Source organism: Pseudoalteromonas sp. 19-MNA-CIBAN-0066 (assembly GCF_040308705.1).
Taxonomy (GTDB): domain Bacteria; phylum Pseudomonadota; class Gammaproteobacteria; order Enterobacterales; family Alteromonadaceae; genus Pseudoalteromonas; species Pseudoalteromonas nigrifaciens.
The window spans coordinates 42,602-66,310 of sequence record NZ_JBEONZ010000001.1; the positions used below are offsets into that span (position 1 = coordinate 42,602).

28 protein-coding genes are annotated in these 23,709 nt (G+C 40.2%); 9 read left to right on the forward strand and 19 right to left on the reverse strand.

What is annotated here, in order from left to right; all coding sequences use genetic code 11:
• Positions 1 to 20 precede the first annotated feature (20 nt).
• On the forward strand, positions 21 to 989 hold the full coding sequence (locus tag AAEZ18_RS00180) for a PstS family phosphate ABC transporter substrate-binding protein (protein ID WP_011327298.1): 969 nt from the start codon (positions 21 to 23) through the stop codon (positions 987 to 989).
• Between the two features lie 78 nt (positions 990 to 1,067).
• On the opposite strand, the gene AAEZ18_RS00185 is transcribed toward AAEZ18_RS00180, so the two are convergent.
• The 8 genes from AAEZ18_RS00185 to sfsA form a co-directional block, all read right to left on the reverse strand.
• Positions 1,068 to 1,304, reverse strand: a complete 237-nt coding sequence (locus AAEZ18_RS00185; RefSeq protein ID WP_011327299.1) for a hypothetical protein — start codon at positions 1,302 to 1,304, stop codon at positions 1,068 to 1,070.
• 30 nt (positions 1,305 to 1,334) lie between these two features.
• Positions 1,335 to 2,183: a pantoate--beta-alanine ligase gene (gene panC, locus AAEZ18_RS00190; RefSeq protein WP_208834617.1), complete on the reverse strand. Its 849-nt coding sequence runs from the start codon at positions 2,181 to 2,183 to the stop codon at positions 1,335 to 1,337.
• Positions 2,183 to 2,977 (reverse strand): 3-methyl-2-oxobutanoate hydroxymethyltransferase, encoded by a 795-nt coding sequence (panB, locus tag AAEZ18_RS00195; protein ID WP_306287496.1) that lies wholly within the window; start codon positions 2,975 to 2,977, stop codon positions 2,183 to 2,185. The genes panC and panB overlap by 1 nt, the downstream gene beginning before the upstream one ends.
• Before the next feature lie 30 nt (positions 2,978 to 3,007).
• Positions 3,008 to 3,493: a 2-amino-4-hydroxy-6-hydroxymethyldihydropteridine diphosphokinase gene (gene folK / locus AAEZ18_RS00200; RefSeq protein WP_011327302.1), complete on the reverse strand. Its 486-nt coding sequence runs from the start codon at positions 3,491 to 3,493 to the stop codon at positions 3,008 to 3,010.
• A gap of 5 nt (positions 3,494 to 3,498) precedes the next feature.
• Positions 3,499 to 4,920, reverse strand: a complete 1,422-nt coding sequence (gene pcnB / locus AAEZ18_RS00205; protein WP_080516806.1) for a polynucleotide adenylyltransferase PcnB — start codon at positions 4,918 to 4,920, stop codon at positions 3,499 to 3,501.
• A 193-nt stretch (positions 4,921 to 5,113) separates the two neighbouring features.
• Positions 5,114 to 6,010 carry a tRNA glutamyl-Q(34) synthetase GluQRS gene (gene gluQRS / locus AAEZ18_RS00210; RefSeq protein WP_350593941.1) on the reverse strand — a complete coding sequence of 299 codons (897 nt, stop codon included), beginning with the start codon at positions 6,008 to 6,010 and terminating at the stop codon, positions 5,114 to 5,116.
• 20 nt (positions 6,011 to 6,030) lie between these two features.
• Positions 6,031 to 6,474, reverse strand: a complete 444-nt coding sequence (gene dksA, locus AAEZ18_RS00215) for an RNA polymerase-binding protein DksA (RefSeq protein WP_011327305.1) — start codon at positions 6,472 to 6,474, stop codon at positions 6,031 to 6,033.
• A 315-nt stretch (positions 6,475 to 6,789) separates the two neighbouring features.
• Complete coding sequence (sfsA, locus tag AAEZ18_RS00220) at positions 6,790 to 7,506, reverse strand: DNA/RNA nuclease SfsA (protein ID WP_350593939.1); 717 nt, start codon at positions 7,504 to 7,506, stop codon at positions 6,790 to 6,792.
• 104 nt (positions 7,507 to 7,610) lie between these two features.
• On the opposite strand from sfsA, the gene pepB reads away from it, so the two are divergent.
• Together pepB and AAEZ18_RS00230 are read left to right on the forward strand one after the other, a co-directional pair.
• Positions 7,611 to 8,906 (forward strand): aminopeptidase PepB, encoded by a 1,296-nt coding sequence (gene pepB / locus AAEZ18_RS00225; RefSeq protein WP_011327307.1) that lies wholly within the window; start codon positions 7,611 to 7,613, stop codon positions 8,904 to 8,906.
• Between the two features lie 186 nt (positions 8,907 to 9,092).
• Positions 9,093 to 9,659 carry a phosphoribosyltransferase gene (locus AAEZ18_RS00230; protein ID WP_011327308.1) on the forward strand — a complete coding sequence of 189 codons (567 nt, stop codon included), beginning with the start codon at positions 9,093 to 9,095 and terminating at the stop codon, positions 9,657 to 9,659.
• A gap of 89 nt (positions 9,660 to 9,748) precedes the next feature.
• Here the strand turns inward: AAEZ18_RS00230 and AAEZ18_RS00235 are convergent, their stop codons facing one another.
• Positions 9,749 to 10,405 carry a Crp/Fnr family transcriptional regulator gene (locus AAEZ18_RS00235; protein ID WP_011327309.1) on the reverse strand — a complete coding sequence of 219 codons (657 nt, stop codon included), beginning with the start codon at positions 10,403 to 10,405 and terminating at the stop codon, positions 9,749 to 9,751.
• Between the two features lie 277 nt (positions 10,406 to 10,682).
• On the opposite strand from AAEZ18_RS00235, the gene AAEZ18_RS00240 reads away from it, so the two are divergent.
• Positions 10,683 to 10,919, forward strand: a complete 237-nt coding sequence (locus AAEZ18_RS00240) for a YgjV family protein (RefSeq protein ID WP_011327310.1) — start codon at positions 10,683 to 10,685, stop codon at positions 10,917 to 10,919.
• 23 nt (positions 10,920 to 10,942) lie between these two features.
• Here AAEZ18_RS00240 and AAEZ18_RS00245 read toward each other — a convergent pair whose 3' ends face one another.
• The 6 genes from AAEZ18_RS00245 to AAEZ18_RS00270 form a co-directional block, all read right to left on the reverse strand.
• Positions 10,943 to 11,611 carry a FlgO family outer membrane protein gene (locus AAEZ18_RS00245; RefSeq protein WP_011327311.1) on the reverse strand — a complete coding sequence of 223 codons (669 nt, stop codon included), beginning with the start codon at positions 11,609 to 11,611 and terminating at the stop codon, positions 10,943 to 10,945.
• Positions 11,612 to 11,724: 113 nt separating this feature from the next.
• The gene (locus AAEZ18_RS00250) at positions 11,725 to 13,398 is read right to left on the reverse strand and encodes an amidohydrolase (RefSeq protein WP_179807413.1); all 1,674 of its coding nucleotides are present in this window, start codon (positions 13,396 to 13,398) and stop codon (positions 11,725 to 11,727) included.
• Between the two features lie 123 nt (positions 13,399 to 13,521).
• Positions 13,522 to 13,758 (reverse strand): EF-hand domain-containing protein, encoded by a 237-nt coding sequence (locus AAEZ18_RS00255; RefSeq protein WP_011327313.1) that lies wholly within the window; start codon positions 13,756 to 13,758, stop codon positions 13,522 to 13,524.
• Positions 13,759 to 13,765: 7 nt separating this feature from the next.
• Complete coding sequence (locus AAEZ18_RS00260) at positions 13,766 to 14,002, reverse strand: EF-hand domain-containing protein (protein WP_011327314.1); 237 nt, start codon at positions 14,000 to 14,002, stop codon at positions 13,766 to 13,768.
• 155 nt (positions 14,003 to 14,157) lie between these two features.
• Positions 14,158 to 14,385, reverse strand: coding sequence for a hypothetical protein (locus tag AAEZ18_RS00265; RefSeq protein ID WP_058372653.1), 228 nt, complete (start codon positions 14,383 to 14,385; stop codon positions 14,158 to 14,160).
• 27 nt (positions 14,386 to 14,412) lie between these two features.
• Positions 14,413 to 14,646 (reverse strand): EF-hand domain-containing protein, encoded by a 234-nt coding sequence (locus AAEZ18_RS00270; protein WP_011327316.1) that lies wholly within the window; start codon positions 14,644 to 14,646, stop codon positions 14,413 to 14,415.
• A gap of 310 nt (positions 14,647 to 14,956) precedes the next feature.
• Here AAEZ18_RS00270 and AAEZ18_RS00275 point away from each other — a divergent pair, with 310 nt between their 5' ends.
• The 4 genes from AAEZ18_RS00275 to AAEZ18_RS00290 are packed head-to-tail and all read left to right on the forward strand — an operon-like array spanning position 14,957 to position 18,835.
• Positions 14,957 to 16,414, forward strand: a complete 1,458-nt coding sequence (locus AAEZ18_RS00275; protein WP_309216869.1) for a HAMP domain-containing sensor histidine kinase — start codon at positions 14,957 to 14,959, stop codon at positions 16,412 to 16,414.
• 1 nt (position 16,415) lies between these two features.
• On the forward strand, positions 16,416 to 16,958 hold the full coding sequence (locus AAEZ18_RS00280; protein ID WP_011327319.1) for a hypothetical protein: 543 nt from the start codon (positions 16,416 to 16,418) through the stop codon (positions 16,956 to 16,958).
• A 2-nt stretch (positions 16,959 to 16,960) separates the two neighbouring features.
• Positions 16,961 to 18,310 carry a sigma 54-interacting transcriptional regulator gene (locus AAEZ18_RS00285; RefSeq protein WP_011327320.1) on the forward strand — a complete coding sequence of 450 codons (1,350 nt, stop codon included), beginning with the start codon at positions 16,961 to 16,963 and terminating at the stop codon, positions 18,308 to 18,310.
• A gap of 24 nt (positions 18,311 to 18,334) precedes the next feature.
• Complete coding sequence (locus AAEZ18_RS00290) at positions 18,335 to 18,835, forward strand: DUF1543 domain-containing protein (RefSeq protein WP_011327321.1); 501 nt, start codon at positions 18,335 to 18,337, stop codon at positions 18,833 to 18,835.
• 15 nt (positions 18,836 to 18,850) lie between these two features.
• On the opposite strand, the gene AAEZ18_RS00295 is transcribed toward AAEZ18_RS00290, so the two are convergent.
• Positions 18,851 to 19,078 carry a hypothetical protein gene (locus tag AAEZ18_RS00295; protein ID WP_089367803.1) on the reverse strand — a complete coding sequence of 76 codons (228 nt, stop codon included), beginning with the start codon at positions 19,076 to 19,078 and terminating at the stop codon, positions 18,851 to 18,853.
• Between the two features lie 142 nt (positions 19,079 to 19,220).
• Here AAEZ18_RS00295 and AAEZ18_RS00300 point away from each other — a divergent pair, with 142 nt between their 5' ends.
• Positions 19,221 to 20,471, forward strand: a complete 1,251-nt coding sequence (locus AAEZ18_RS00300) for a multifunctional CCA addition/repair protein (RefSeq protein WP_011327323.1) — start codon at positions 19,221 to 19,223, stop codon at positions 20,469 to 20,471.
• A gap of 18 nt (positions 20,472 to 20,489) precedes the next feature.
• Here AAEZ18_RS00300 and AAEZ18_RS00305 read toward each other — a convergent pair whose 3' ends face one another.
• The 3 genes from AAEZ18_RS00305 to pdsR form a co-directional block, all read right to left on the reverse strand.
• Positions 20,490 to 20,654 (reverse strand): hypothetical protein, encoded by a 165-nt coding sequence (locus AAEZ18_RS00305; protein ID WP_011327324.1) that lies wholly within the window; start codon positions 20,652 to 20,654, stop codon positions 20,490 to 20,492.
• A gap of 150 nt (positions 20,655 to 20,804) precedes the next feature.
• The gene (gene pdsS / locus AAEZ18_RS00310) at positions 20,805 to 22,940 is read right to left on the reverse strand and encodes a proteobacterial dedicated sortase system histidine kinase (protein ID WP_350544543.1); all 2,136 of its coding nucleotides are present in this window, start codon (positions 22,938 to 22,940) and stop codon (positions 20,805 to 20,807) included.
• Positions 22,940 to 23,629 (reverse strand): proteobacterial dedicated sortase system response regulator, encoded by a 690-nt coding sequence (pdsR, locus tag AAEZ18_RS00315; protein WP_011327326.1) that lies wholly within the window; start codon positions 23,627 to 23,629, stop codon positions 22,940 to 22,942. The genes pdsS and pdsR overlap by 1 nt, the downstream gene beginning before the upstream one ends.
• Between the last annotated feature and the right edge of the window lie 80 nt (positions 23,630 to 23,709).

Below are 23,709 nucleotides of genomic sequence, written 5' to 3' on the forward strand. Positions count from 1 at the left end.
AACAAATTGGAGAACCCCACATGAAATTTAAAAACTTAGTTGCCGCAATGGGTGTGGCTGTTACAACGTTTGTATCTGCACAAGCAGTCGCTTTGGATAACGCACTACCTGAGTATCAAAAAATTAGTGGTGTTTCAGGGAACTTTTCATCGGTAGGTTCAGACACATTAGCGAACATGATGACATTTTGGGCTGAAGAATATAAACGTATTTATCCAAATATAAATATTCAAATACAAGCAGCTGGCTCATCAACTGCGCCACCGGCATTAACCGAAGGCACAGCAAATTTAGGGCCAATGAGCCGTAAAATGAAATCAAAAGAAGTTGAAGCATTCGAAAAACGCCATGGTTATAAACCCACAGAAGTACGGGTTGCCATCGATGCACTTGCGGTATTTGTACACAAAGACAACCCTATAGAAGGGCTACGTATTGATGAAATAGATGCTATTTTTTCATCTACTCGTAAGTGCGGTGCAACGCAGCAAGTTAACCGCTGGAGTGACGTAGGTTTAACTGGAGAATGGGCTGCTAAAGATATTCAATTGTATGGGCGTAACTCGGTATCAGGCACTTATGGTTACTTTAAAAAGAAAGCACTGTGTAAAGGCGATTTTCGTAATAACGTAAATGAGCAACCGGGTTCAGCATCTGTAGTGCAGTCTATTTCATCTTCATTGAACGCGATTGGCTACTCAGGAATAGGCTATAAAACCTCTGGTGTACGCACAGTTCCACTGGCCAAAAAAGGCAGCCACTTTGTTGATGCAACGCTTGAAAATGTAGCACAAGGTAAGTATCCGCTGTCGCGCTTTTTATACCTTTACGTGAACAAGCACCCGAATAAACCATTAGCACCAATTGAAGCTGAATTTTTAAAAATGGTATTGTCGAAAGATGGGCAGAAAATTGTAGAAAAAGACGGTTATGTACCGCTTTCAGCCAAATTGGCTGAAGTTGAGCTTAAAAAGTTAGGCTTAAATTAAGTCACTAAATTATACGCAATAAAAAACCGCTCATTGAGCGGTTTTTTTATATTTACTGTTCAGGTACAAGCTTAATACTTATATGTTACCTAAGTTTTCGGCTTGTGCTTTACACTGATTATAGCTCTCAACACACTTAGCTGAGCATACTTGCTGCTTTAAACCTTCGCCAGTTGATTGTTGCTCACAACTACTTTCGCATTGATAGTTTTGTTGTGCACATTGATTTAACTCTGGATTTCCAGCGTTATTCTGACAACCTGCTAATAGCATAAATGTAAGGGCTACTGCGCTCATTTTTATTAAAGTATGCATGCTTATCCTTAAATGAAAGTCGCGGTTATATTAAACTTCAACCTGAAGGTTATCGATTAATCTAACACTGCCTAAATAGGCCGCGGCTAAAATGACAAATTTGTTATCATCGAGTGTAGCAGCTTTTAACGTATCTCGTTGAGCTATCGAAAAATAGTCTGGTTTTAATCCAGCTTGCTGTAAACTTTGTTTGGCTGTTTCTTCCAGCGTAGCAAAGTCTGTATTACCACTTTTAAGTTGCTCAGCGCAGTTATTAAGCACTTTAAAAAGTACGGTGGCACTGTTTTTTTGCTCATTCGATAAGTAACCATTACGCGAACTCATAGCAAGCCCAGAGACTTCACGCATAGTTGATACACCAATAACTTCAACCGGAATCGATAAGTCGCGAGCCATAGTTTTAATTACTTGTAGCTGCTGAAAGTCTTTTTCGCCAAAACAAGCGTAATCTGGCTGCACTAAATTAAAGAGTTTAGTAACAACTGTTGCCACACCTCTAAAGTGCCCTGGGCGTGAACCACCACAATAACCTAATGAAATATCAGGTACATCTACAAAGCTTTGTGCAGCTAAACCATTAGGATAAATAGTCTCTACACTTGGCGTAAATACAATATCAGTTTCAAGATCGGCTAAGCCACGCTTGTCCTCATCAAGGGTACGAGGGTAATTGTCTAAGTCTTCATTAGCGCCAAATTGCATAGGGTTAACAAAAATGCTTACTACGACTTTATCGGCCATCATTTTTGCTTTTTCGACTAACGAAAAGTGGCCTAAGTGCAAGTTGCCCATAGTGGGTACTAGGGCAATGCTTAATCCGGCTTGACGCCATGCTTTAATTTGGCTACGTAATGATTTAATTTCAGTAATTGACTGCATTATTTAAACTCGTGTTCGGCACTTGGAAAGGCACCGCTTTTTACATCGGTACAATACTTTTTAACGGCTTCAGGCATATTGCCTGTTTCGAGTAAAAAGTTTTTCGAAAATTTAGGAATAAACCCAGCAGAAATACCTACTAAGTCGTGCATTACTAATATTTGACCATCGGTAGTATTACCCGCGCCAATGCCAATAGTAGGAATAGTTAATGCTTCGGTAACGCGTTTTGCCAGTGCGCTTGGAATACATTCCAGTACTAATAATTGTGCGCCAGCCGCTTCAAGGGCTTTTGCATCGGCAATTATTTTTAGTGCTTGCTCTTCTGCACGCCCTTGTACTTTAAAACCACCAAACACATGTACCGACTGCGGCGTTAGGCCTAAATGACCACACACAGGAATACCTTGTTGAGTTAGGGCTTCAATGCTCTCAAAAAGCCATTCACCCCCTTCTAACTTAACCATGTTAGCACCAGCACGCATTAGCTCAGCGGCATTTTTACAGGTGTCGTTGGGGCTCGAATAAGTCATAAACGGCATATCAGCAATAACAAACAGCTCACGGCTACCCGCACGTACGCAACGAGTGTGATAGGCAATATCTTGATTAGTTACGCCAAGTGTATCGTCGCCGCCTTGTAATACCATACCCAAAGAGTCGCCAACTAAAATAACTTCAACGCCGTTATCATGAAATAACTTAGCAAAACTGGCATCATAAGCTGTTAAAGCAGTAATTTTATTTTTTTCTGCTTTCATTTTATTTAAAGTTGAAACTGTTATTTTAGACATAATTTTCTCACCGGCATAAGCCTTAGTTAATTACTGTGGTAATTGTTGTAAATTGTTAAGCGGTAATGTATTTGCAATAGTGTGTAGTGCAATGCCGCTGGGTAAAATAAGTTTTGGCGCAAGTTCTAGCAGTGGATACACAACAAACTCACGTTCAGTTAAACCATAATGAGGCACTATAAGGCGCTCGGTATTAATTGTTTGTGCGTCAAACAATAACATATCTATATCTAAAGTACGTGGCCCCCAACGCTCGGCTTTTCTAACACGGCCATGCTCAAGCTCAATTGCTTGGGTTAAATCAAGCAGCTTTTCAGGGCTAAGCGTAGTGTTTATGCAGGCAACGGCGTTAATATAGTCAGGTTGGTCTTGTGGGCCCATGGGCTTACTCGCATAGTAATGCGAAACACTTATAAATTCACAATCTGGCAGCTTTTTAAGCGCGGCAATAGCGTTATCAAGCTGCTTTTTTGGTGAGTTTAAATTGGCACCCAAACCTAAATAAACACAGTGCATAGAAGTTACTCTGTTGGCTTTTTAGGTGTACGACGGCGAGCGCGTCTGCGTGGTTTTGGCCCCGCAGGCTGACCCAAGGTTCTTACCATTTCTTTTTGGCCATTAATATCTAGGCTCAAATATTGTGTCCACCACTGAGCAAGCTCGCTATGTTGTGTTTCGCCGGCCTCCACACGCATTAATAAAAAGTCGTATGCGGCTTTAAAGCGAGGTTGCTGCGTTAATCTGTATGCACGTTGGCCGGCACGTTTATCTAAACGATGCTGTATATGCCAAATGTCGCGTGCGCCTAAAGTAAAGCGTTTAGGAACAGCTATGTGCTGGGCGTTATCGCTAAGTACACTATTAATTGCTTGCGAAAATGCATCGTATTCAGAGAGCTGCTCTTCATTTTGTACTGTTTTAGTGCGCTCTAATAGCGGAAACCAAAGTAGCGCAGCAAATACATACGCAGGGGTTACTTTTTTATCTGCGTTAATACGATCGTCTGTATTTTTAAACATGTTTTCAATAAAAGTGGCTTCAAGCCCGCCCGGGTTATTATCTAAAATACGGTTTAGCTCTGGAAACAGTGAGTTAAATAGGCCGTATTTGCGCAGCATTAAGTAGTTAGCTTGTGCTTTGCCGTTTAAAAACAGTTTGAGTATTTCTTCAAACAAACGCGCCGGTGGAATGTTATCTAGCAAACTTGCTAAAGCAGTCATCGGCTTTTCGCTGTTTGGTGCAATTTTCATATCTAGCTTAGTGGCAAAGCGTACCGCACGTAGCATGCGCACCGGATCTTCACGGTAACGCGTTTCTGGATCGCCAATTAGCTCAATTTGTTTAGCTTTTATTGCGGCTAAACCATTGGCGTAATCGTAAATACAAAAATCGTTAATTGAGTAATAAAGTGCATTGATTGAAAAGTCACGGCGTTCTGCGTCTTCCTCAATACTGCCAAATACGTTGTCGCGTAGCAATTGTCCTTGCTCACTCGATTGGCTTATTTGGTTTTTGTCCTCTGGCGCTTCGTGGTGCCCGCGCATGGTAGCTACTTCTATTATTTCACGACCAAATACAATGTGAGCTAAACGAAAGCGGCGGCCAATTAAACGACAGTTTCTAAATAACTTTTTAACTTGTTCTGGCGTGGCATTTGTTACAACGTCAAAATCTTTTGGCTGTTGACCTAACAATACATCGCGAATACAACCACCAACTAGGTAGGCGTCAAAACCACCGTCTTTTAAACGGTATAAAACTTTGATTGCATTTGGGCTAAATTGTTTACGAGAAATACCATGTTCACCTCGTGAGATCACTAGCGGTTCGCTGCTTATTGCCGTGTTTTCGGCACTGGCATTTGGGCCGATTATTTGTCGACAAAATTGAAAAAGCTTGGAAATAATAGTCTGTCTCCTAGAAGGTGTTGATTGACTTGCCATTGCAATCAAAATTACAGCAAATGTAGGTGTTATAACCTATTACTGGCTGATTAATGTAAATAGCATATATTTAGGCGGCTATCATATACCAGCAAGGTTTAAAAATTAAGTTGCTGCACTGAAATTAAGCCATTTTTAGCGATTTTTATTTACTTAAAGGTCTAAATTATTGCGCACGGGGAGTTGTGGGCTGCTAAATTTGAATTTCAGCAAGGTTTGGCACTTGATTTAAGCTAAAGTTATTTACCCCCCATGCAAGTAGTTGCTCAATATTTAAGTCCATAAGCTGGCTATGGACTGCTAGGCCTAAAAACGCGAACACATCGATAAGTACCGGTTTAGGGTTTTGCTTACAAATTGCTGGCGCATAATTTTGCTTTGAGAGCTTAAAGCCTGGCTTTGCAACTGCTAAGGGTAAATGAGCAAATTGGGGGACTGGGCTATTAAGTTGTTTAAACAAACTGATCTGGCGAACGGTAGGCTCAATTAGGTCAGCCCCTCTAACAATGCGCGTGATCCCTTGGTCTATATCGTCAATTACCACGACAAGCTGGTAGGCAAATAAACCATCGCTGCGCTTTATTATGTAATCTTCAGCAGCAAAGGCGTTATTAACGTTTATGTCGCCTTGAATTAAATCGTTAAATTGGTTGGTGGCAAAGCTTTGGCTAAGGCGCAGGGCACTGTGGGTTATATCTTGGTGCAGGTTTTTACAATGACCTTGGTAAATTCCGCCAATAGCTTTAATTTGTTTGCGCGAGCAACTACAGGCATAAATAAGGTTTTTATTGTGTAAAGAGTTAACAACATCTTGGTATAAATCTAAACGTTGTGTTTGATAAACGACGTTTTCATCCCAGTGCAGAGAATAGGCTTGTAAGGTATTTAGAATGTCGATGTCGGCGCCTTTTACAACGCGAGTGGTGTCTATATCTTCGATGCGAACTAACCATTTTCCTTGGTTAGCTTTAGCATCAAGATAGCTACCTACAGCCGCTACTAATGAGCCAAAATGTAATGGCCCAGAAGGAGACGGTGCAAAGCGACCGCAGTATTTACGCGTTGGCGTAATAACGGCTGTAGTAAACATAACTAATTAATATAAGTTAATTAGCCACGTCCAGATTGCTTTTCTTTAATTTCTGCAAGTGTTTTACAGTCTACGCATAAATCAGCAGTCGGGCGCGCTTCTAAGCGGCGAATACCAATTTCGATACCACAAGACTCACAAAAACCAAAATCATCTTCTTTAATTAAGTTGATTGTTTTTTCAATTTTTTTGATCAGTTTACGTTCGCGGTCACGAGTACGCAGTTCTAAAGAGAACTCTTCTTCTTGCGCAGCACGGTCAACTGGATCAGGAAAGTTAGCAGCTTCATCTTGCATATACGATTTAGTACGATCAACTTCGTTGCGTAAATCGTTACGCCAAGTTTCTAAAATTGTTTTAAAATGAACACGTTGTGCTTCATTCATATACTCTTCACCTGGTTTTTCTTGGTATGGTTCTAAACCGGCTTGAGCCAATAATCCTAATCTATTTTGGTTTGGCATAACTCTCTCCTAAATCCTTAATTTAATGCCTCAGCATTAGCCGGCGGTATAAATAACAGAATCTTATACCCTAGGCAAATTTATTTTTAATTAATCGAATTAGCTGTAACCACGTTTATTGATTTAAAAGTATGATAAGTAATATTTGTACTTTTTTTAATCGCACTATCGGTTTCTAAACTTGCCTATATATGTGGGCTAAAATTTAAAAAACAAGGTGTTACTTAAAGTTTACTTTATATATTTAGCCCATTACCGCTGCTTTATATTTGTATTTACCAAAACCTAATTACAACACTTTGTATTAAATGATGATTATATAAAAGGGAGCTTCTCTTTTAAGATGATTTCATTGGTAGAAATATCTGCTTTATATGCAAATACCTCAACGCCTTGGTTAATTGCCTCATTTAGTAACTGTGCATATTTATTGTCTATATGAGCAGCAGCGCTTACCTGATTTATTCCCTGATGCAGTACAACAAAAAGTAATACTGCACGATGACCTTGCTCTACCATCTCTATTAATTCGCGAATATGTTTTTGCCCGCGCAGAGTTGGTGCATCAGGAAAGTAGCCTTGGCCACTGCGGGGGTTATCTTGGCTTAAGAGCGTTACCGATTTAACTTCAACGTAGCAATTAGGACGCTCATCGCTGGTTAGTAAAAAGTCGATACGGCTGTTTTCGTTGCCATATTTAACTTCGCTTTGTAATTGCTCATAATTGCTAAGCTCACTAATAAGATTGGCATTTATAGCTTCAGCAACCACTTTATTTGCCACTGCGGTATTAACGCAAATAAGTTGCGATAAACTATTTTGGGTGAGCTCTAACGATTGCGGGTATTTGCGTTTGCTATTAGTACTGGTGGAGTAAAAAGCATTAAAACCGGGTTCAGCGCAGCCAGTCATTTTACCTGTATTGGCACAATGGGCGGTAAACTCTGAGCCATCACTGAGCTGTAAATCAGCTAAAAAACGTTTATAGCGTTTTAATAAGGTGGCTGATTGCAGGGCAGGTTGGTACTTCATAATAACTTCCGTAGCGTAATTTATGTTATTTATCTCAAGCTGTTGGGAACTCAAGCGCTCTATAGTAAACTCGGTGGCACATTTAAGTGCAAGGATATTCTAACATGAGTGAAAAATTTGTTGTTCAACTAAGCGAGCAGTCAGCACCAAGCCATTGGGGCGAAAACGCGTCGTTATCTTTTAATGAACACGGGGCAACCGTTCATTTATCTGAGCAAGAAACATTAAAAAATGTTCAAAAAGCAGCGCGTACTATTGCTACTCAAGGCGTAAAAGCTGTTGAACTAACTGGCGATACTTGGTGTACCGAAAGCCAGTGGGCGTTTTATCAAGGGTTTGTAACGCCTAAATCGTTAAATGGCGTTACCTTTGTTGACAACGCACAGTCAGATATTAAAGAGCTAGGTAACTTAAAAACCTCAGCTATTTGGGCTCGCGAAATGGTTAACGGTACTGCCGATGACATTTACCCAGAAAGCCTTGCTGAAAAAGCCGCTGAATTTATTCAATCGTTAGCGCCTGAGCATGTGAGCTACCAAATTATTAAAGGCGATGCATTATTAGAGCAACAGTGGATCGGTATTCATGCTGTTGGCCGTGGTAGTGTTCGCCCGCCAGTTTTACTTGAGCTTGATTACAACCCAACAGGCGACGCAAATGCGCCAGTAAGCGCTGCGCTTGTAGGTAAAGGGATTACGTTTGACTCAGGCGGTTACTCAATTAAGTCAAGCGAAGGTATGCTAGGCATGAAGTGCGATATGGGCGGTGCTGCTACAGTAACGGCTGGTTTGGCACTGGCTATTAATCGCGGTATTGAAAAACGTATTAAGCTGTTTTTATGCTGTGCAGAAAACTTAATTTCTGGCCATGCTTATAAATTAGGTGACATTTTAACGTATAAAAATGGCACTACAGTTGAAATTGTAAATACTGATGCTGAAGGGCGTTTAGTATTAGCTGACGGCTTAATGGCCGCAGGTGAGAGTGGTGCGCCATTAATTATTGATGCTGCAACACTAACTGGCGCTGCGCTAGTTGCTGTTGGCCAAGAGTACAATGCTTTGTTTGCACTTGATAAAGAGCTAGTACGTGAAGTTGAAGACTTTGCTTCTCAAGAAATGGAAGCTGCGTGGCCATTACCACTTGAAAAGTGGCATCAGCAAAACTGCCCATCGGCTTATGCCGATACAGCTAACAGCCGTGCGCAAAAAGGCGGTGGTTATGGTGGTGCATCAAATGCGGCTGGTTTCTTATCGCGCTTTGTAGCAAATGATGGCAAAGGCTGGGTGCATATTGATCTGGCAGCTGCATTTAATATGAGCAGCACTAACCAATGGGCTGCAGGCGCTACCACACAAGGCATGCGTACTGTTGCTCGCACCTTGTTAGAAAAAGCGTAATATTTGCAGAGTTAGTTTATTAAAAAATTATAATAGGCACCGTTTGGTGCCTATTTTTTTGTGCTGCAAACAAGCATTTTGATTTAAATTACGGTAAAATCCCTCGCCTTAGATGTTTGAACGTTTCATTTACAGCTTTAATCTAAGCTGCGCTCAAATGTTGTACTCACCACTGGGATCCTAACTATGTCAGATAAGTGCTATATCACGGCTCAACAATTACTTGAAGATTCATTTCGCGTAGCAGCGCAAGTGTATAATGATGGCTTTCGTCCAGATTTCATTATTGGTATTTGGCGAGGTGGTGCACCCATAGGTATTGCAGTGCAAGAATTTTACGATTACAAAGGCATTGAAACCGATCACATTGCGGTACGTACATCGTCTTATTATGGCATTGGAAAGCAATCTAAAGAGATAAAAGTACATGGTTTACACTACATTGTAGAAAATGCTAATGCAGGTGACTCATTACTCATTGTTGATGATGTGTTTGACTCTGGCCGCAGTATTTTTGCATTAAAAGAAAAGCTTTCAGAGCTAATGCGTTTAAACTTACCGCGCGATATTCGCATTGCATGCCCTTACTACAAGCCTAAAAACTCTAAAGTAGACATGAAGCCAGATTACTATATTCATGAGTCTGAAGAATGGCTAGTGTTTCCGCATGAGTTATCGGGTTTAACACCGGATGAAATTATTGCTGGCAAATCAGACCTAGCAAAAATACATGACATTTTGCTAGAAAAATAATCAACCTGCATAAATAAAAAAAAGGCCATTAAGGCCTTTTTTTATGGATAAAACTTAACGTTTCAACCTATGTAACCTGATGTAATAAATTACAATTGCGCAAAGCTATCTACATATTGGCTTAGGCGCGGTATATCTACTGCTAATAAACCTTGGGTACTTCTTTGTACTAAGCTTTTTTCTACGAGTTCTGTTACAACGCGCCTGTAAGCGCGCTCAGTGGTTGCAAAACGTTCTGCTTCGGCATTTACCGTAGGATACGCACGCAGCAATGTAGGGTTGTTGTTCTCGGCTCTTAGTAGGCAGTCTTTAGCTATGTTATAGCTCAGTGGCAGTAATAATTTATCTAGGTTTATTTTTTGATTTTCTTGAAATTTAGCCGCTATAGTTTGTGCTGTGTATAAACTCAGCTCAGGTTTTTCAAGTAATAACGCACGCCAATGCTTTAACTCAATTAAATTATAAGTTACATCGCTAAAACAGGTTACTGTATAAATGCAGGGATTATTATTGAGCGCTTCTATTTCACCAATGAGGGTGTTATTGCAATCGAGTTGACCAAGCAGCAGGCGTCGTCCGTTACCTACATCGTAACTAAACGACACAGTTCCGCTGCGCACAAGTACCAACTTAGTTAAAGGTTGGTCTTGTTGTATTAATATTTCTTTTTTTGATTGCTGATAACTACTACCGGCAAAGGTAAGTAGTTGTTCAACAAGATAACTGGAAAAATGGTATTGAAACATCAATCATACTCTTCGGACAATTGTCCTATTTATTGCACCTTAATGGCGATAGCATCAAAGCTCTAAGAAATTATGTTAAATTAATTAACATATCAGGTGCTGCTAATATAATGGGCTGGCACTGTTGGACTAATTATTTGAGCAGTATAGCTGCTGATAACCAACAGAGTTTTAAGCCATTTATAGGTTAACTTTTATTTAGCTGTTACGTTGCTGTACAGATTCAATGTACTAAAGTTTAATATGCAATGCTAACCTAAAGCCTAGGAGAGAACAATTGAGTTGGGAATATTTAGGTTATATAGCATCTGCTTTACTGGTTGCATCGTTAACAATGACCGACGTGGTAAAGCTGCGTTGGTATAATTTATTTGGGTGTATCGCCTTTACTATTTATGGCTTAGCTATTGGTGCAGTACCCGTTGCCTTTACTAACGGCTTACTCGCGTTTGTAAACGCGTATCATATTATTAAATTATACCGTAATAAACAGCCAGAGCCTAAAAAGGATTAGCCTAAGCTAATCCTTTTTGGTTTTTATAAGATTGCGTCAAGCGCTATGCCGTCAACGCGGCGAGTGGGATATAACGACTCAACCACAAAACTAGGCACAAATCCTTTAGCCGAAGACACCACTACCTTTGACTTAGCGCCAATAATACGTGCGTTTACAATAACACCGCGATTGGTATAAGTAAGTGTGCCAGTCAAAGTGTATTCAATATGCGGGTAGCCTTTAATTTCTCGACCATTACGACTAAATGAAAAGTCGCCATTTGGGGTTACATGTACAGTACCTGTGTGTTTGTAATCTACAACAGATAATCCAAACTCTTGTAGTTCAGTAATAAAGCTCTCAGCTAAATGGTTACCAAAAATATTAGTTGTTTGTAGGTTATCATCTAAATTTACAAAAGAAGTAATGGCAATAGGGGTATTACTATTTATGTAATTCATATTTTCAATTAGCTTCATGGCTAATTGTTCGGTGTAATTACTAAGTAATTTACTGCTATTTATTGGGCGGTAATTTTTTTCTGGAAACTGCCAGTTACTCACGCGAGGCGAGTCATTTTGAACGTGCCTTTTGTTATGAGAATAGTCATTATGAGGAGCGTGACCATTGTAAACAGGGTGACTAGAACAAGCTGAAAGTGAAAGGGTAAAAAGTGCCGATAAAGTAAGAGATATTTTTTTAGATAACATGTTTTCTTCCTGAAACATAAGGGGATTTTTAAATACCCCACTTTATCGACACACTTTTTGATTACTTTAATTAAATTTTATCATTAATTTGTTATTTTCAGTTTGTATTCAGTTTATTGCGCAGTCACAGCCTCTTTTTCGTAACGAAGTTTGCCTGCAATCCATGTTTGTAATACGTTTATTTTATATAGTTCATCAACCGGGGCTTTAAAATAATCTTTATCTATTAAAATAAAGTCGGCCCACTTTCCTTGCTCTAAACTACCCACTTTAAACTCTTGATGCGCTGCATAAGCGCCGCCTAGGGTAAAAGCACGCAGTGCGTCTTCACGGCTTAATACTTCGCTAGCGCGCCAGCCCTGGGTTGGTTGTTGGTTGTGATCCATACGAGTAATTGTTGCATACAAGCCATCAAAAGGATTTGCCAATTCTATTGGGTAGTCAGATCCTGCTGCAATCACTGACCCTTGTTTTAAAAAGGTTTGCCATGCATAAGCACCCGCTAATTGCTTTTCGCTTAAGCGTTGTTCTGCCATGTGCATATCAGAGGTGGCATGCACTGGTTGCATTGAAGGAATAATTTTTAATGTTTTAAAGCGCTTAATATCATCAAGCGTTACTATTTGTGCATGCTCCATACGGTTACGTAGTAAAATTCCGCCGGTTGCTTTAAATACATTTTTATAAGCATCTAATACAACGTGGTTAGCTTTGTCGCCAATTGCATGGGTGTTGGCACTAAAACCGCTTTTAAAACTAAGCGTAAATAGCTCTTCTAGTTTTTGCTGGGTTTCGAGCATTAAGCCATGGTGGTTTTTTCTGTCGGCATAATCCTCAATTAGCGCCGCGCCACGCGAACCTAATGCGCCATCAGCATAAACCTTAACGCTGCGAATAGACATAAAGTCGTTGGCATCTTGGTATCGACCTGCTTTTAACATGGTTTTTAAATCAGGACTCGCGCCACTGAGCATTGCCACAATACGCAGTGGTAAATTGCCTAGTTCACCGCGTTCTTTGTATAATTCCCAAGTGGTTTTATCTATACCCGCATCATGGGTTGAGGTAATCCCTAAACTTAATAAATGATTACCGGCAGCATCTAAAGAGTCACTAAGAGTTTGTTTTGATGGTTTTGGCATAAATTGTTTAATTAACGATTCTGCTTTATCTACAAATATACCAGTAGGATTGCCAAATTCGTCTTTAATAATTTCGCCGCCTTCTGGCGATTGGGTGTTTGCAGTAATACCCGCAAGCTCTAGGGCTTTGCTATTTACCCAAATAGCGTGGCCATCAATTCTCGATAGTACAATAGGGCGATCGCTCACTACTTTGTCTAAATCGGCAGCGGTAGGAAACTGCTTTTTTTGCCACAGCTCTTGATTCCAGCCACGGCCAATAATCCAACCTTGTTTGTTATTTGCAAATACCTTGAGTTTATTAGTAACTTCATCAATAGAAAGCGCACCGCGTAAATCTAATTGTGACAGGTTATTACCTAAACCAATAATGTGACCGTGTGCGTCAATTAAACCCGGTAATAGCGTATTGCCATGAGCATCAATAAGCTTTGCATCAGGAAAGCTATTTTTTAGCGTATCGCCGCCAAGTTTAACTACTTTACCGTTTTTTATAACTAAAGTAGAAAACTGCTGCACTTCACCTTTGTACAAAGGTGTGTAGCCGTTGGCGTTGTAAATAACTTTAGTTTGCGCAATCGCAAGGCTTGAGCCTGCGCAAAGGCAAGCGAGTAGCAAAGGTTTGATTATTTTTTTGAGTGGCATAGTGAGCTTATTTTTATTGTTAATGGCTTTAACATAACAAACTCACTTTTATAATACCAACCACTTGAGGTGGTTGGATTGTTATTTGTGCAGAGTAAGCCAGTTAATTTATTGGTAAATTAATTACTGACTTGCATAAAGTGTAAATTCGCTTAAAGAAAGGTGGCCGTCTTTGTCTTTATCGTAACTTGCAAAACGAGACCATAGGGCAGGGTCACTGGCTGTTTCTGCTCGGCTTAATAAGCCGTTTTGGTTACGATCAAATTTTTCAAATTGCTTGGCAATGTTATTGCTGCTGGCAAAGCTTGGTGTGCTACAAATACTAAGCGCAACGAGCGCTATATAGCTTATATTTTTCATAAATTACTCAGTAGAGGTTATTCGTAAGATAATTTTTAAATTCAACCAATGAAATTTTATTATCTTGGTTTTTATCCCATTTGCTAAAGTTGTTTAGTAAGTGCGGTTGAGCCTCAAGCTCATGGTGAATTAAATAGCCGCTTTGATCTGTATCAAGGTGATCAAAACGTTGCTTTACATCAAGTGCTAATGAATTAAAGCTTAGTAATAATAAGCAACTAACTAAACAAGCGCGTATCTTCATGGTGCTCCTTCGCAAAGCTCATTTTAATGTCATTCGTAATAAAATAAAGTACTTGCCATAATTTAACGCCCAACATTAAATCCATTTACACACTCCCTCAGGGGTTATAGCAAATACTTTTAGTTAATTTTACAAGACCAAACTTGAATTTAAACTTAAGGCTTAAACGCCTCAAACTCTTTTTTAGAGATCATTTCATCGTTATTTACATCTAAATCAGAAAACTGTTTCATTACTTCTTTATCTTTTTTGGCTTCGGTAATAGATATTTTTCCATCCATATTTTTATCTAAAAAAGCAAAACGAGCATTAAACGATGAAGCCAGGGCAGTAGCACTAATAACTAAAAACAGTAACGAAAATGCGGCTATAAGCTGTTTCATAAAAAACTCCTTTGGTTACTAGGTTAGTTACTTAATAAACTGTTTAAACTCATCTAGCGACAGCTGACCATTTTGATCAGTATCTATTTGTGAAAAGTTTTCATGAAGTACGGCGTCCTCACCAGCTTCAGCTTCGCTGAGAGTACCGTTACTGTCTTTATCAAGTTCATTAAAAGTAGCTTGTACATCCATTGCCAGCGCGTTAGCGCTCAAAAAGCCTAGCGCAACGATTGGCATAATAATTAAAAAGCGATTACTCATGGTCATTTCCTTATAAGATAAACTTAGATTAACTATTACAAAAACGATGCCAATTATTTTTACCGTTTAAATTCAGTTACTTATGGTTTTTGGTGTTATAGGTTAAGCAAGTTTTACAGGTATCTGTGTGTTTTTTGCAACGAAATTTGGCTTATAAATAAAGAAGCAATATAAATCAAAGAGTTGAGTTGTTGCTGTTTGGCAACAGGCGGCTTTGCAGTACGAATAACAGATATATAAATTGATTCAGCTAGTGTATAACTTAAACGCTTAATAATAGGCTGTTTAAAGTTACTAAAGGATGGATGCAATGCCAGCAGCGATGGCTGAAAAATACAAAGCAATACTTAATTGGCGCCCTAATTTAATTAGCCAGTTTGTAATGAGTATGCTGCTGTCGTTATTACCCTTATCGTTAGTGGTTATTGTATTTTTAAATGCGCTTAATAAGCAGTTAGCTGTAACTCAGCAAATTGTTAGTAATAACTACCAAGTAACTAAATCGTTTAATATTTTAAAACAAGAACTCAATAGTTTAGAGCGCGCTACTCGGCAAAATTGGGTACTAAAAAGTGAGTCACTCGATACGCTCATAGTTGATAAGTGGCAAGCATCGCTACAAAGTATTGAAGATCTTACACGTATAGCGCCCAGTAAAAGTCACACCGCACAATGGCAGCGTTTAACGAATACTCTGCAACTAGCACACACTCGACTTGTTGAACAAAAACAACAGCAGGTAGCCTTGTTTTTACCTATTAGCGATTTACTCGCCGAACTTACCTTATGGTTACGCGATAAAAGCGAAACCCAAATTACTAATAATCAAAAAGAAATAGCGCAGTTACAAACTTCATTTATTAACTGGCTGGTGGCGCTAATTCCGCTAACACTCTTAGTAGGAGGCGGTTTTTTGTGGCGTATAAGTGGCCGCTTAAAAAGCCTGACTAAAATTATTGGTAAATTAGGGCAAGGTGACTGGCAACAAAAAATAGCCGTGCAAGGCTCAGCAGAGCTAGTTGAATTAGGTAATAAATTACAATGGGTGCAAGCTCAGTTACATATACTTGAGCAGCAAAAAGACACCTTTTTACGCCACGTTACCCACGAACTTAAAACACCTCTAGCCTCAATGGTCGAGGGCACCGACTTGCTCAGCGATGAAATAGTTGGCCCTATAACTAAAGAGCAACGCGCTGTACTTGAGCTTATTAGCCAGTCTATGGTGCGCCTTCGTACTATGATTGACAGCCTACTTAGTTATAACGCGATTCGTACTAGTAAAGACAGCGTAAGTGAGGTTGAGTTTAATCATTTAATTAATAAAATTAATAGTCATTTTGAGCACCGCCTAACAGCCCGAGAGCAAACCCTTATTTGGCATAACAACTTACCTAATAAGGCGCTTGCGTTACCTGGGGAGTTAATTGAAATGATTTTAGTGCAATTAATTTCTAATGGCTTAAAGTTTTCACAACACGGGCAGGCAGTATCTATAGCGTTAACCTTTGAGCACAGTAAGCTAAAAATGGCGATAAGCGACGAGGGATGCGGAATTAAAGAGCACGAAAAAGCACATGTTTTTAGCGCATTTTATCAAGGTAAGCATAGCAAAAATGTTACGCTACAAGGCAGTGGCTTAGGCTTAACTATTGTTAAAGAGTCAGTAGAGCAATTAAACGGACAATTATTAATAGAGCAAAATGAACCCCAAGGTTGTCGATTTTTAATTACGCTTCCCATAATAACAAATCAAGGAGTTAACTAGCATGACCTCGCGTTTAATGGCTATTTTATGTGTGTGTGGCAGTGCCATCATTTTATCGGGGTGCAAAACTAATAACCCCCAACAGCAAGTGGTTGATAGCCCAGTGGCGCAAACGCAAACTAAAGTAACGAGCGATAAAAACAGCCAGCCAAGCCCAAAGCCTCGGCCTAAAAGCGATCCTATGTATCCCCCTGCGGAGCAAGTAATAGCCTGGCATGCTAATAAATGTGGTGGTTTTAAGTTAACCCCAGATAACAAAGATTTTGTTGGCGAAAAAGAACTAAAAAACTTTTTTCAATTTATGTGTTTAAACACTAGTAGCGATCCTAATACGGTAATGAGTAAGTTACTTAAACTTGACCAAGCTTACTATTGGCCAGACGATATAAAACAGTATTTATGGCTACAAAAACAACAAGTAACACTACAAATAAATGCTAAAAAAGAGCAGCAAGCACTTAATAATAAAATGCAACAAACGCTCTCGTCATTAGCAACCATAGAGCAGCAACTGTTATTACGCGAAGAAACTAAGGAGCAGTAGTTATGCCAGCAATAAAACCGCAAGGTGCAAAAGTATTATTAGTGGATGACGATGCCAGCTTATTAAAATTGCTCGCTATTCGTATCGAATCAAAAGGCTACGAGGTTACCACCTGCGAGAGCGGCCTAATTGCGTTACAAATATTAAAAAGCCAAGTGTTCGATGCCGTAGTAACCGACCTGCGCATGGACGAAATGGATGGCATGGCACTGCACCGCCAATTGCAAAGCCGCTATCCGGCATTGCCCGTTATTATGATGACAGCGCATGGCTCTATTCCTGATGCGGTAGAGGCTACCAAACAAGGCATTTTTGCATTTATTACCAAACCAATAGATAAAGACGAGTTATTCGACAGCTTAGCAAAAGCGATAGAAATACACGGCGTAAATGCCGATGAAATAATACCCACTAGCAATATAGTTACTCGTAGCGGCGCTATGCTACATTTGCTAGAGCAAGTTAAACTGCTAGGGCCAACGCAAGTTAACGTATTAATATCGGGAGCCAGTGGTACGGGTAAAGAGTTATTAGCTCAAGCTATTCATCAGCATAGCCATGTAAGTAAAGGCCCATTTGTAGCGATAAACTGCGGCGCAGTACCGGGTGAACTGCTAGAGTCAGAATTATTTGGTCATAAAAAAGGCTCGTTTACTGGGGCAATAAAAGATCACCAAGGACTGTTTCAACAAGCTGAGGGAGGCACCTTATTTTTAGATGAAATAGGTGATATGCCGCTTAATTTACAAGTTAAGTTACTGCGCGTATTGCAAGAAAAAACCATACGTCCAGTCGGCTTTCAAGAAGAAATAGCCATAGATGTTCGCATTGTATCGGCAACTCATAAAAACCTCCCCGAAGCGATTATAAATCAGCAGTTTAGGGAGGATTTATACTACCGCTTAAACGTGGTTAATTTAAAACTCCCTCCTTTGTGCGAGCGTCGCGAAGATATAAGTCTACTTGCACAATACTTTAGCGCCAGTATTGCAAAGCGAATGAAGCAAAGCGAAAAACACTTTGCCAACGACGCCATGCACGCACTCGTGCGTTACGACTGGCCAGGTAATATTCGCCAACTTCAAAACGTGGTAGAGCAAGTTGTAGCACTTACCCCAAGCGAAGTTATTTCAGAGCATTTAGTGCTAAGTGCATTAAATAGCAACGAAAAAAATGTAGAGCCATTGTCGCTAAACGACGCTAAAAAAGAATTTGAACGCGACTACGTAATAAACACCCTTAAAATGGCTGGTGGAAATGTCGCCGAAGGCGCAAAACTAGCTAAACGTAACCGTTCAGATTTTTATAAACTGATTAAAAAGCACAATATAGATGTTGATAATTTAGCTTAAATAACCAATTTATAGGAACTAAACATGCAGTTATTTATGGTGTATTTAGGTGGGCGAATTCAGGGCTGTCATATAGAAATGCACGACATTCGTTTTGTAGTTGGGCAAAACATTGAGCAAACCTATACTAAATTAAAAAGCCAATGGGTGGGCGACAAAAACAGCGTGCATATGGATAGCTATATGGCAATTAACCACATAGATGGTTATAAAGTTACAGTAAGCGACACGCCCGTTGAGCAAACTAAACAGCTTTACTTTGTAAACTTAGGCGCCTACAGAAGCGATTTAATGGCTGAGCAACACGACTTTGCACTGTATGTAGCAAGCAGTAGTCAAGAGGCCAAACAGCGCGCTAAAAACGATTTACTCGCTGGCTTTAGCCATATTCATAAAGATGATTTACACGACGTAGACGATTGCTTTGCAATAGATTTACTCGACAGCCAGCTTAGTATAAAACTGACCCCAAGTGGGCAAGCACAAAAAATTAAACCTGATTGGTTTGGTTATCATGTACTTTAAACACATAACGCAGGATTAAGAATCCTGCTCGTTTTGTTCTTTTTTTTCGCTTTTAGCCGCCATTTTAAAGGCTACAACCACTAAGCCAAACATTGCAAATGGTAGCGCTGCTAACATGTATTCAATCATGTTACTGTCTTGATAATCTGCTTGCATAAAAAAGTGCCCCACCACACACATTAAAATAACCACCAGTAATATAGGCAGTAGCATGAGTTCTTTTTTTGCAGAGTGCTTTTTCATTGTTGTTATGACTTTAGCTAAAAATAAAGCGCTATTGTAATGAGCAAGTTAGCGGTAGGTCAAACTACTCAGACTTTTAATATGGTTTTGGGTATAATTAGTACCATTAATTGCAGTTTTGGTATTTGTTTTTGGAGGTTACGTGGATAAAGCATTGGAGCAGGTTTACCTAGTTGGTGGTGCAGTGCGTGATTTACTGCTAAAAAGAGCATCAAATGACAACGATTATGTTGTTATTGGCGAAACGCCACAGACAATGGAAGCGTTAGGCTTTGTGCCAATAGGTAGCGACTTTCCGGTTTACTTACACCCAAAAACCAAAGAAGAATATGCACTTGGGCGCACTGAGCGAAAAAGTGGTAAAGGCTATACCGGTTTTGTGGTTGATGCCAGCCCAGATGTGACTCTAGAGGAAGACTTAGCCAGACGTGATTTAACTATAAACTCTATGGCGCTCGATGCTAACGACAATATAATTGACCCATTTAACGGCCAACAAGACCTTAAAGATAAAATACTGCGCCATACAACAGATGCATTTGTAGAAGACCCAGTGCGGGTGTTGCGTATAGCTCGCTTTTTAGCCCGTTTTGGCAGCGAGTGGCGTATACATCCGAGCACTTATGCGCTAATGCAACAGCTTAAGCAGCAAGGCGAGCTTAATCATTTAGTGCCAGAGCGAGTATGGTTAGAGACCGAAAAAGCCCTGGGTGAAAAGCATCCCGAACTTTATTTTCAAGCGTTGCAAGGCTTAGGGATTTTTCCCGAGCTTGAGAAAATGGTTAATGTGCCGCAACCTAAACAACATCACCCCGAGGGTGATGTGTTTGTGCATACCATGTTAGTACTTAGGCGTGCAGCCGATTTGAATTTTGATTTAGCAACGCGTTTTGCTGCATTAACTCACGACTTTGGTAAAGCGATCAGTTTTAAAAAACGCGGTAATTTACGTGGCCATGAACGAGATGGGGTTGCTGTAGTTGAACAGTTTTGTGAACGCTTAAAAATACCTAATTGCTTTCGCGATATTGGCGTACTTACTAGCGATAATCACACTCTTTGTCATACATTAGAGCAATTAAGGCCCGAAACGGTTCATAAGTTAATTGTGACTAATTTAAACGCCTTGGTTCATCCACAACGTTTTATTGCTTTTACTCAAGCATGCCAATGCGATGCACAAGGGCGCGGCGAAACACTCGTAGATAAACCTTACCCGCAAGCAGCTAAGCTGCGTGCTATTCATGCAGAACTATTAAAGCTAGATAAAAAACAAGTGGTACAAGCTGCACTTAACAGCGGCAAAAAAGGCCCAGAAATAGGCGAGGAAGTTAAACAAGCGGAAATAAACTGTGTAAAAGCGTTTTTAACACGAGAAAAACAGGCACAGTGAGTAGGGTATTAAAAGTAATTAAATTAAGTAACTTGATGTGCTGTTATCTTTATTGCACTGGCGCTGCGTTACTTTTTTATAGTTGCGGTTTTGGCTCTGCTCGCTTACAGGTTTAGTGCTTGTTGTTGGCCTATATAATTCAAATATAAAATCTAGCTCTTCTTGCTCTAATAGTGGGTGCATGATTAAACCTTAGCTTAGGGTGATTAGCGCTAGGTTAGGGTCTTGCCACTGAATTAAAAGTGAACAGTTACATTTTAACTCTTACTAAATTGTAACCCAAAAAAAGCCAACCCAGTGGCGAGTATTAGTTAAGTAAATTACAACCCACTTTTACTTAACTAATGGCAGGCTTACAGTAAACACTACGCCATCGCCCTGTTGATTGTTTTTAGCGGTTACACTGGCATTATGGTAGTCGCACACCAACCTTACAATATAGAGTCCTAATCCTAAATGTGGCTGTTGCTGCATTTGCTGGCTACGCACCGACACCATAGAATCAAAAATATGCTCAGTTAAACCTGCAGGTAATAATGGACCATAATTCCCTACGGTTAAAATTGCTGCACTGTCGTTTTGCTTTAAGCTAACACTAATTGGCTTTTCTGCGTGGCTAAATTCAATTGCATTATTAATTAACTTATCGAGCAGTTGCGCTATAAACTCTGGTGCGCCTTGCATAGGAAGCGCAGTTTGGCATATATCAAGTGTAAACAGCTGCTTAGGGTAAGTAAGCTGGTAGCCCTGCATGCAGCCACTTATTACTTTTTGTAAGTCGAATGGCTCAGGCTCATTGCTTTGAATACTTTGCTCTAAGCGAGTGGCTTCGCTCATGGTGGTAATAATTTTACCTAAGCGTTCAACGCCTTCACTGGCGCGATCTAAGTACTTTTGACTCAGCTCGCTTTGTGGTTGCATTTGCAGATTTTCGAGCGATGAGCGCACTACCGCAACAGGTGTACGCAGCTCGTGCGATAACCGCGACGACATATTTTCTAAATAGTTGGTATAGCCACCAAGGCGGCTGACTATATTAGCAAAACTGCGTGATAGATCGCCAATTTCGTCATTAGCATCGCTGTAATTAATACTGCCAGTAACTCGCCCTTGTGCATCTATAGCTTGCTCTGCAGTATCGCGCAAACGCCTAATACGGCTCGATATTCGAGAGGCAAAAAAGAATAAGGTTACAGTGCCAATAAGCATCACGGCTAAAATAACGTTAAATAATTTTTCGAGCGATTTATTACGCAGTGTACGTACGCCATTGGTAGTTTCCTCGGCTATTACCGCGCCAATTACTTTATCTTGGATCCAAATAGGGTAAGCAGCCGATAAAATAACGGCTTTACTGTCGGGGGTTAATCGCCACGATGATGCAGGCTGGCCTTTTAGTGCTTTGGCTAAATGACTGCCTTGCATAGCTGCTACGTCGTGCAGAGTATCTAAAAATTCGTTTTCGGGGCGTGTTAAAATTTTATAATAAAGGGGATGCAAGTAGTTTTGCTCAAACTGTTGCCACCAAGTTTCAGGAGCTTGATTGGCAAGGCCGTCAGCCCATACGCCATCGGCATGATGAATCGAGCCCGATTGTGCTAATACTCTATGATGCTTATCAACCACCCAAATACGGCTGCCACTGTGGCCCATGCCTTTTAAAATACGATTAATTTCGGGAGAGGGCACAAGTACTGAACCTAAATCGCTGGGGTTATTTAAGTTTGAGGTCGACATTATTTTAGGTTCTAAAAAGGGCTCTTTGTTATCTACATCAACAATGGCAAAGCCAAGCTTATTGCCAAGCATACTAATAGGAAAGCGTAGCTCAATATTGTAGCCAGCCGCCGTACTGCTAAAATAGCCCTGAATTTTTGTAAAGGGTACTTTGCTATCTGCATTAAAAGCGTTTACCCAGCCATCTTGCCGTGGCGCAATAATATAGCGGTTAAACTGCCCATCAGGTGTTTTTAAGCCAATTTTTAAATGGTCGTTATTAGTAATACTTAAACTGTTTTTTGGCCGATAAACGAGTTGGTTATCAGTTACTTTAAACAGTGCATAAAGGTAATTATCAAACTTTCCTACCATGTGCTCAAACGACAGATCGCTGGCTTGATGCTTGTTGTCGGTTTTTTGTAAGTAGCGTTTGTCGTATTGCCAAAATAATGCCTGATAGCTCTCCCAATCTGTGAGCTTACCATCGAGTTGAATAGGATTTTTAAGGTTGTACGCGTATAGATCGCGGCCCTTTACAACTTGATCTAAAAAACTAGTTTGCTGATCAAATAATGCAGGGCGTTCATGCAGGGCAGTGGCGAGGGCACGGGTAGTGCCTACTAAGGTTTTTTCTTGGCCTTGGCGTAAAAACTTTTCCATTTCCCACACATATTCGTAGCCCAACCAGGGCAATAAAAATAAAAAGCAAGAAAGTAAAATAAACTTACTACGTAGGCCAAATCGCAACATTAAATTTGCTCCCACCTGTAGCCCATGCCATACACTGTATCTATGCAGTCAAAGTTACTATCGAGTGCTATAAATTTTTTACGAATACGTTTTACGTGTGAAGTTATGGTGCTGTCGTCTACATAAATTTTAGCATCACTCATTAATTCATTACGGCTTTTAACATGTCCGGGGCGCTGTGCGAGGGAGTGCAACATCCAAAATTCGGTTACTGTTAAATCAACTAATAGTTGTTGCCAAAACACCTGCATGCGCTGTGTGTCGAGCGTTAGCGGCCCACGAGTTATAAGTGCATTTTCGTCGGCAGGTTGTTTAAGTGCTTCCATACGACGAAATAGCGCACCAATACGCGCCGCTAAATGAGCCAAACTAATATCTTTTGTGAGGTAGTCGTCGGCGCCCATACGTAGGCCGCATACAGTGTCTATTTCGCTATCACGAGCGGTTAAAAAAATAATAGGCAGCGTTTTAGACAGTGATCGCAATGTTTGGCACAGCAAAAACCCACCATCTATTTCATTACCTAAGCCAATATCAACAATGGCTAAATCGGGCAGGGCATTTTTAAACGCCGCTTCTGCGCTACTACGATTTGCATACCCAGTTACCTGATAACCTTGTGCGCTGAGCATTTCAGTGTAGTTTTCGCGAATGGCGGGTTCATCTTCAATGATGGCTATTTTTTTCATTTCTGGGTTTATCCTCTTTATTACCAACGCACTATAACGAAGTTTTTAAGCTAAGTACGCTTAAAAAGGCAATTGCCTTT

Coding starts and splice junctions, on each gene's coding strand:
- folK (WP_011327302.1), bottom strand. CDS start 3,493: ATGCACTGTGTTTATTTAGGTTTGGGTGCCAATTTAAACTCACCAAAA.
- AAEZ18_RS00305 (WP_011327324.1), bottom strand. CDS start 20,654: ATGCACCCACTATTAGAGCAAGAAGAGCTAGATTTTATATTTGAATTA.
- pcnB (WP_080516806.1), bottom strand. CDS start 4,920: ATGGCAAGTCAATCAACACCTTCTAGGAGACAGACTATTATTTCCAAG.
- AAEZ18_RS00235 (WP_011327309.1), bottom strand. CDS start 10,405: ATGTTTCAATACCATTTTTCCAGTTATCTTGTTGAACAACTACTTACC.
- pdsR (WP_011327326.1), bottom strand. CDS start 23,629: ATGAAAAAAATAGCCATCATTGAAGATGAACCCGCCATTCGCGAAAAC.
- AAEZ18_RS00230 (WP_011327308.1), top strand. CDS start 9,093: ATGTCAGATAAGTGCTATATCACGGCTCAACAATTACTTGAAGATTCA.
- panB (WP_306287496.1), bottom strand. CDS start 2,977: ATGTCTAAAATAACAGTTTCAACTTTAAATAAAATGAAAGCAGAAAAA.
- AAEZ18_RS00185 (WP_011327299.1), bottom strand. CDS start 1,304: ATGCATACTTTAATAAAAATGAGCGCAGTAGCCCTTACATTTATGCTA.
- AAEZ18_RS00280 (WP_011327319.1), top strand. CDS start 16,416: ATGACCTCGCGTTTAATGGCTATTTTATGTGTGTGTGGCAGTGCCATC.
- AAEZ18_RS00270 (WP_011327316.1), bottom strand. CDS start 14,646: ATGAGTAATCGCTTTTTAATTATTATGCCAATCGTTGCGCTAGGCTTT.
- AAEZ18_RS00275 (WP_309216869.1), top strand. CDS start 14,957: ATGCCAGCAGCGATGGCTGAAAAATACAAAGCAATACTTAATTGGCGC.
- AAEZ18_RS00295 (WP_089367803.1), bottom strand. CDS start 19,078: ATGAAAAAGCACTCTGCAAAAAAAGAACTCATGCTACTGCCTATATTA.
- AAEZ18_RS00250 (WP_179807413.1), bottom strand. CDS start 13,398: ATGCCACTCAAAAAAATAATCAAACCTTTGCTACTCGCTTGCCTTTGC.
- AAEZ18_RS00265 (WP_058372653.1), bottom strand. CDS start 14,385: ATGAAACAGCTTATAGCCGCATTTTCGTTACTGTTTTTAGTTATTAGT.
- AAEZ18_RS00180 (WP_011327298.1), top strand. CDS start 21: ATGAAATTTAAAAACTTAGTTGCCGCAATGGGTGTGGCTGTTACAACG.
- gluQRS (WP_350593941.1), bottom strand. CDS start 6,010: ATGTTTACTACAGCCGTTATTACGCCAACGCGTAAATACTGCGGTCGC.
- pepB (WP_011327307.1), top strand. CDS start 7,611: ATGAGTGAAAAATTTGTTGTTCAACTAAGCGAGCAGTCAGCACCAAGC.
- AAEZ18_RS00290 (WP_011327321.1), top strand. CDS start 18,335: ATGCAGTTATTTATGGTGTATTTAGGTGGGCGAATTCAGGGCTGTCAT.
- pdsS (WP_350544543.1), bottom strand. CDS start 22,940: ATGTTGCGATTTGGCCTACGTAGTAAGTTTATTTTACTTTCTTGCTTT.
- AAEZ18_RS00260 (WP_011327314.1), bottom strand. CDS start 14,002: ATGAAGATACGCGCTTGTTTAGTTAGTTGCTTATTATTACTAAGCTTT.
- AAEZ18_RS00255 (WP_011327313.1), bottom strand. CDS start 13,758: ATGAAAAATATAAGCTATATAGCGCTCGTTGCGCTTAGTATTTGTAGC.
- AAEZ18_RS00285 (WP_011327320.1), top strand. CDS start 16,961: ATGCCAGCAATAAAACCGCAAGGTGCAAAAGTATTATTAGTGGATGAC.
- panC (WP_208834617.1), bottom strand. CDS start 2,183: ATGCAGTCAATTACTGAAATTAAATCATTACGTAGCCAAATTAAAGCA.
- dksA (WP_011327305.1), bottom strand. CDS start 6,474: ATGCCAAACCAAAATAGATTAGGATTATTGGCTCAAGCCGGTTTAGAA.
- AAEZ18_RS00245 (WP_011327311.1), bottom strand. CDS start 11,611: ATGTTATCTAAAAAAATATCTCTTACTTTATCGGCACTTTTTACCCTT.
- sfsA (WP_350593939.1), bottom strand. CDS start 7,506: ATGAAGTACCAACCTGCCCTGCAATCAGCCACCTTATTAAAACGCTAT.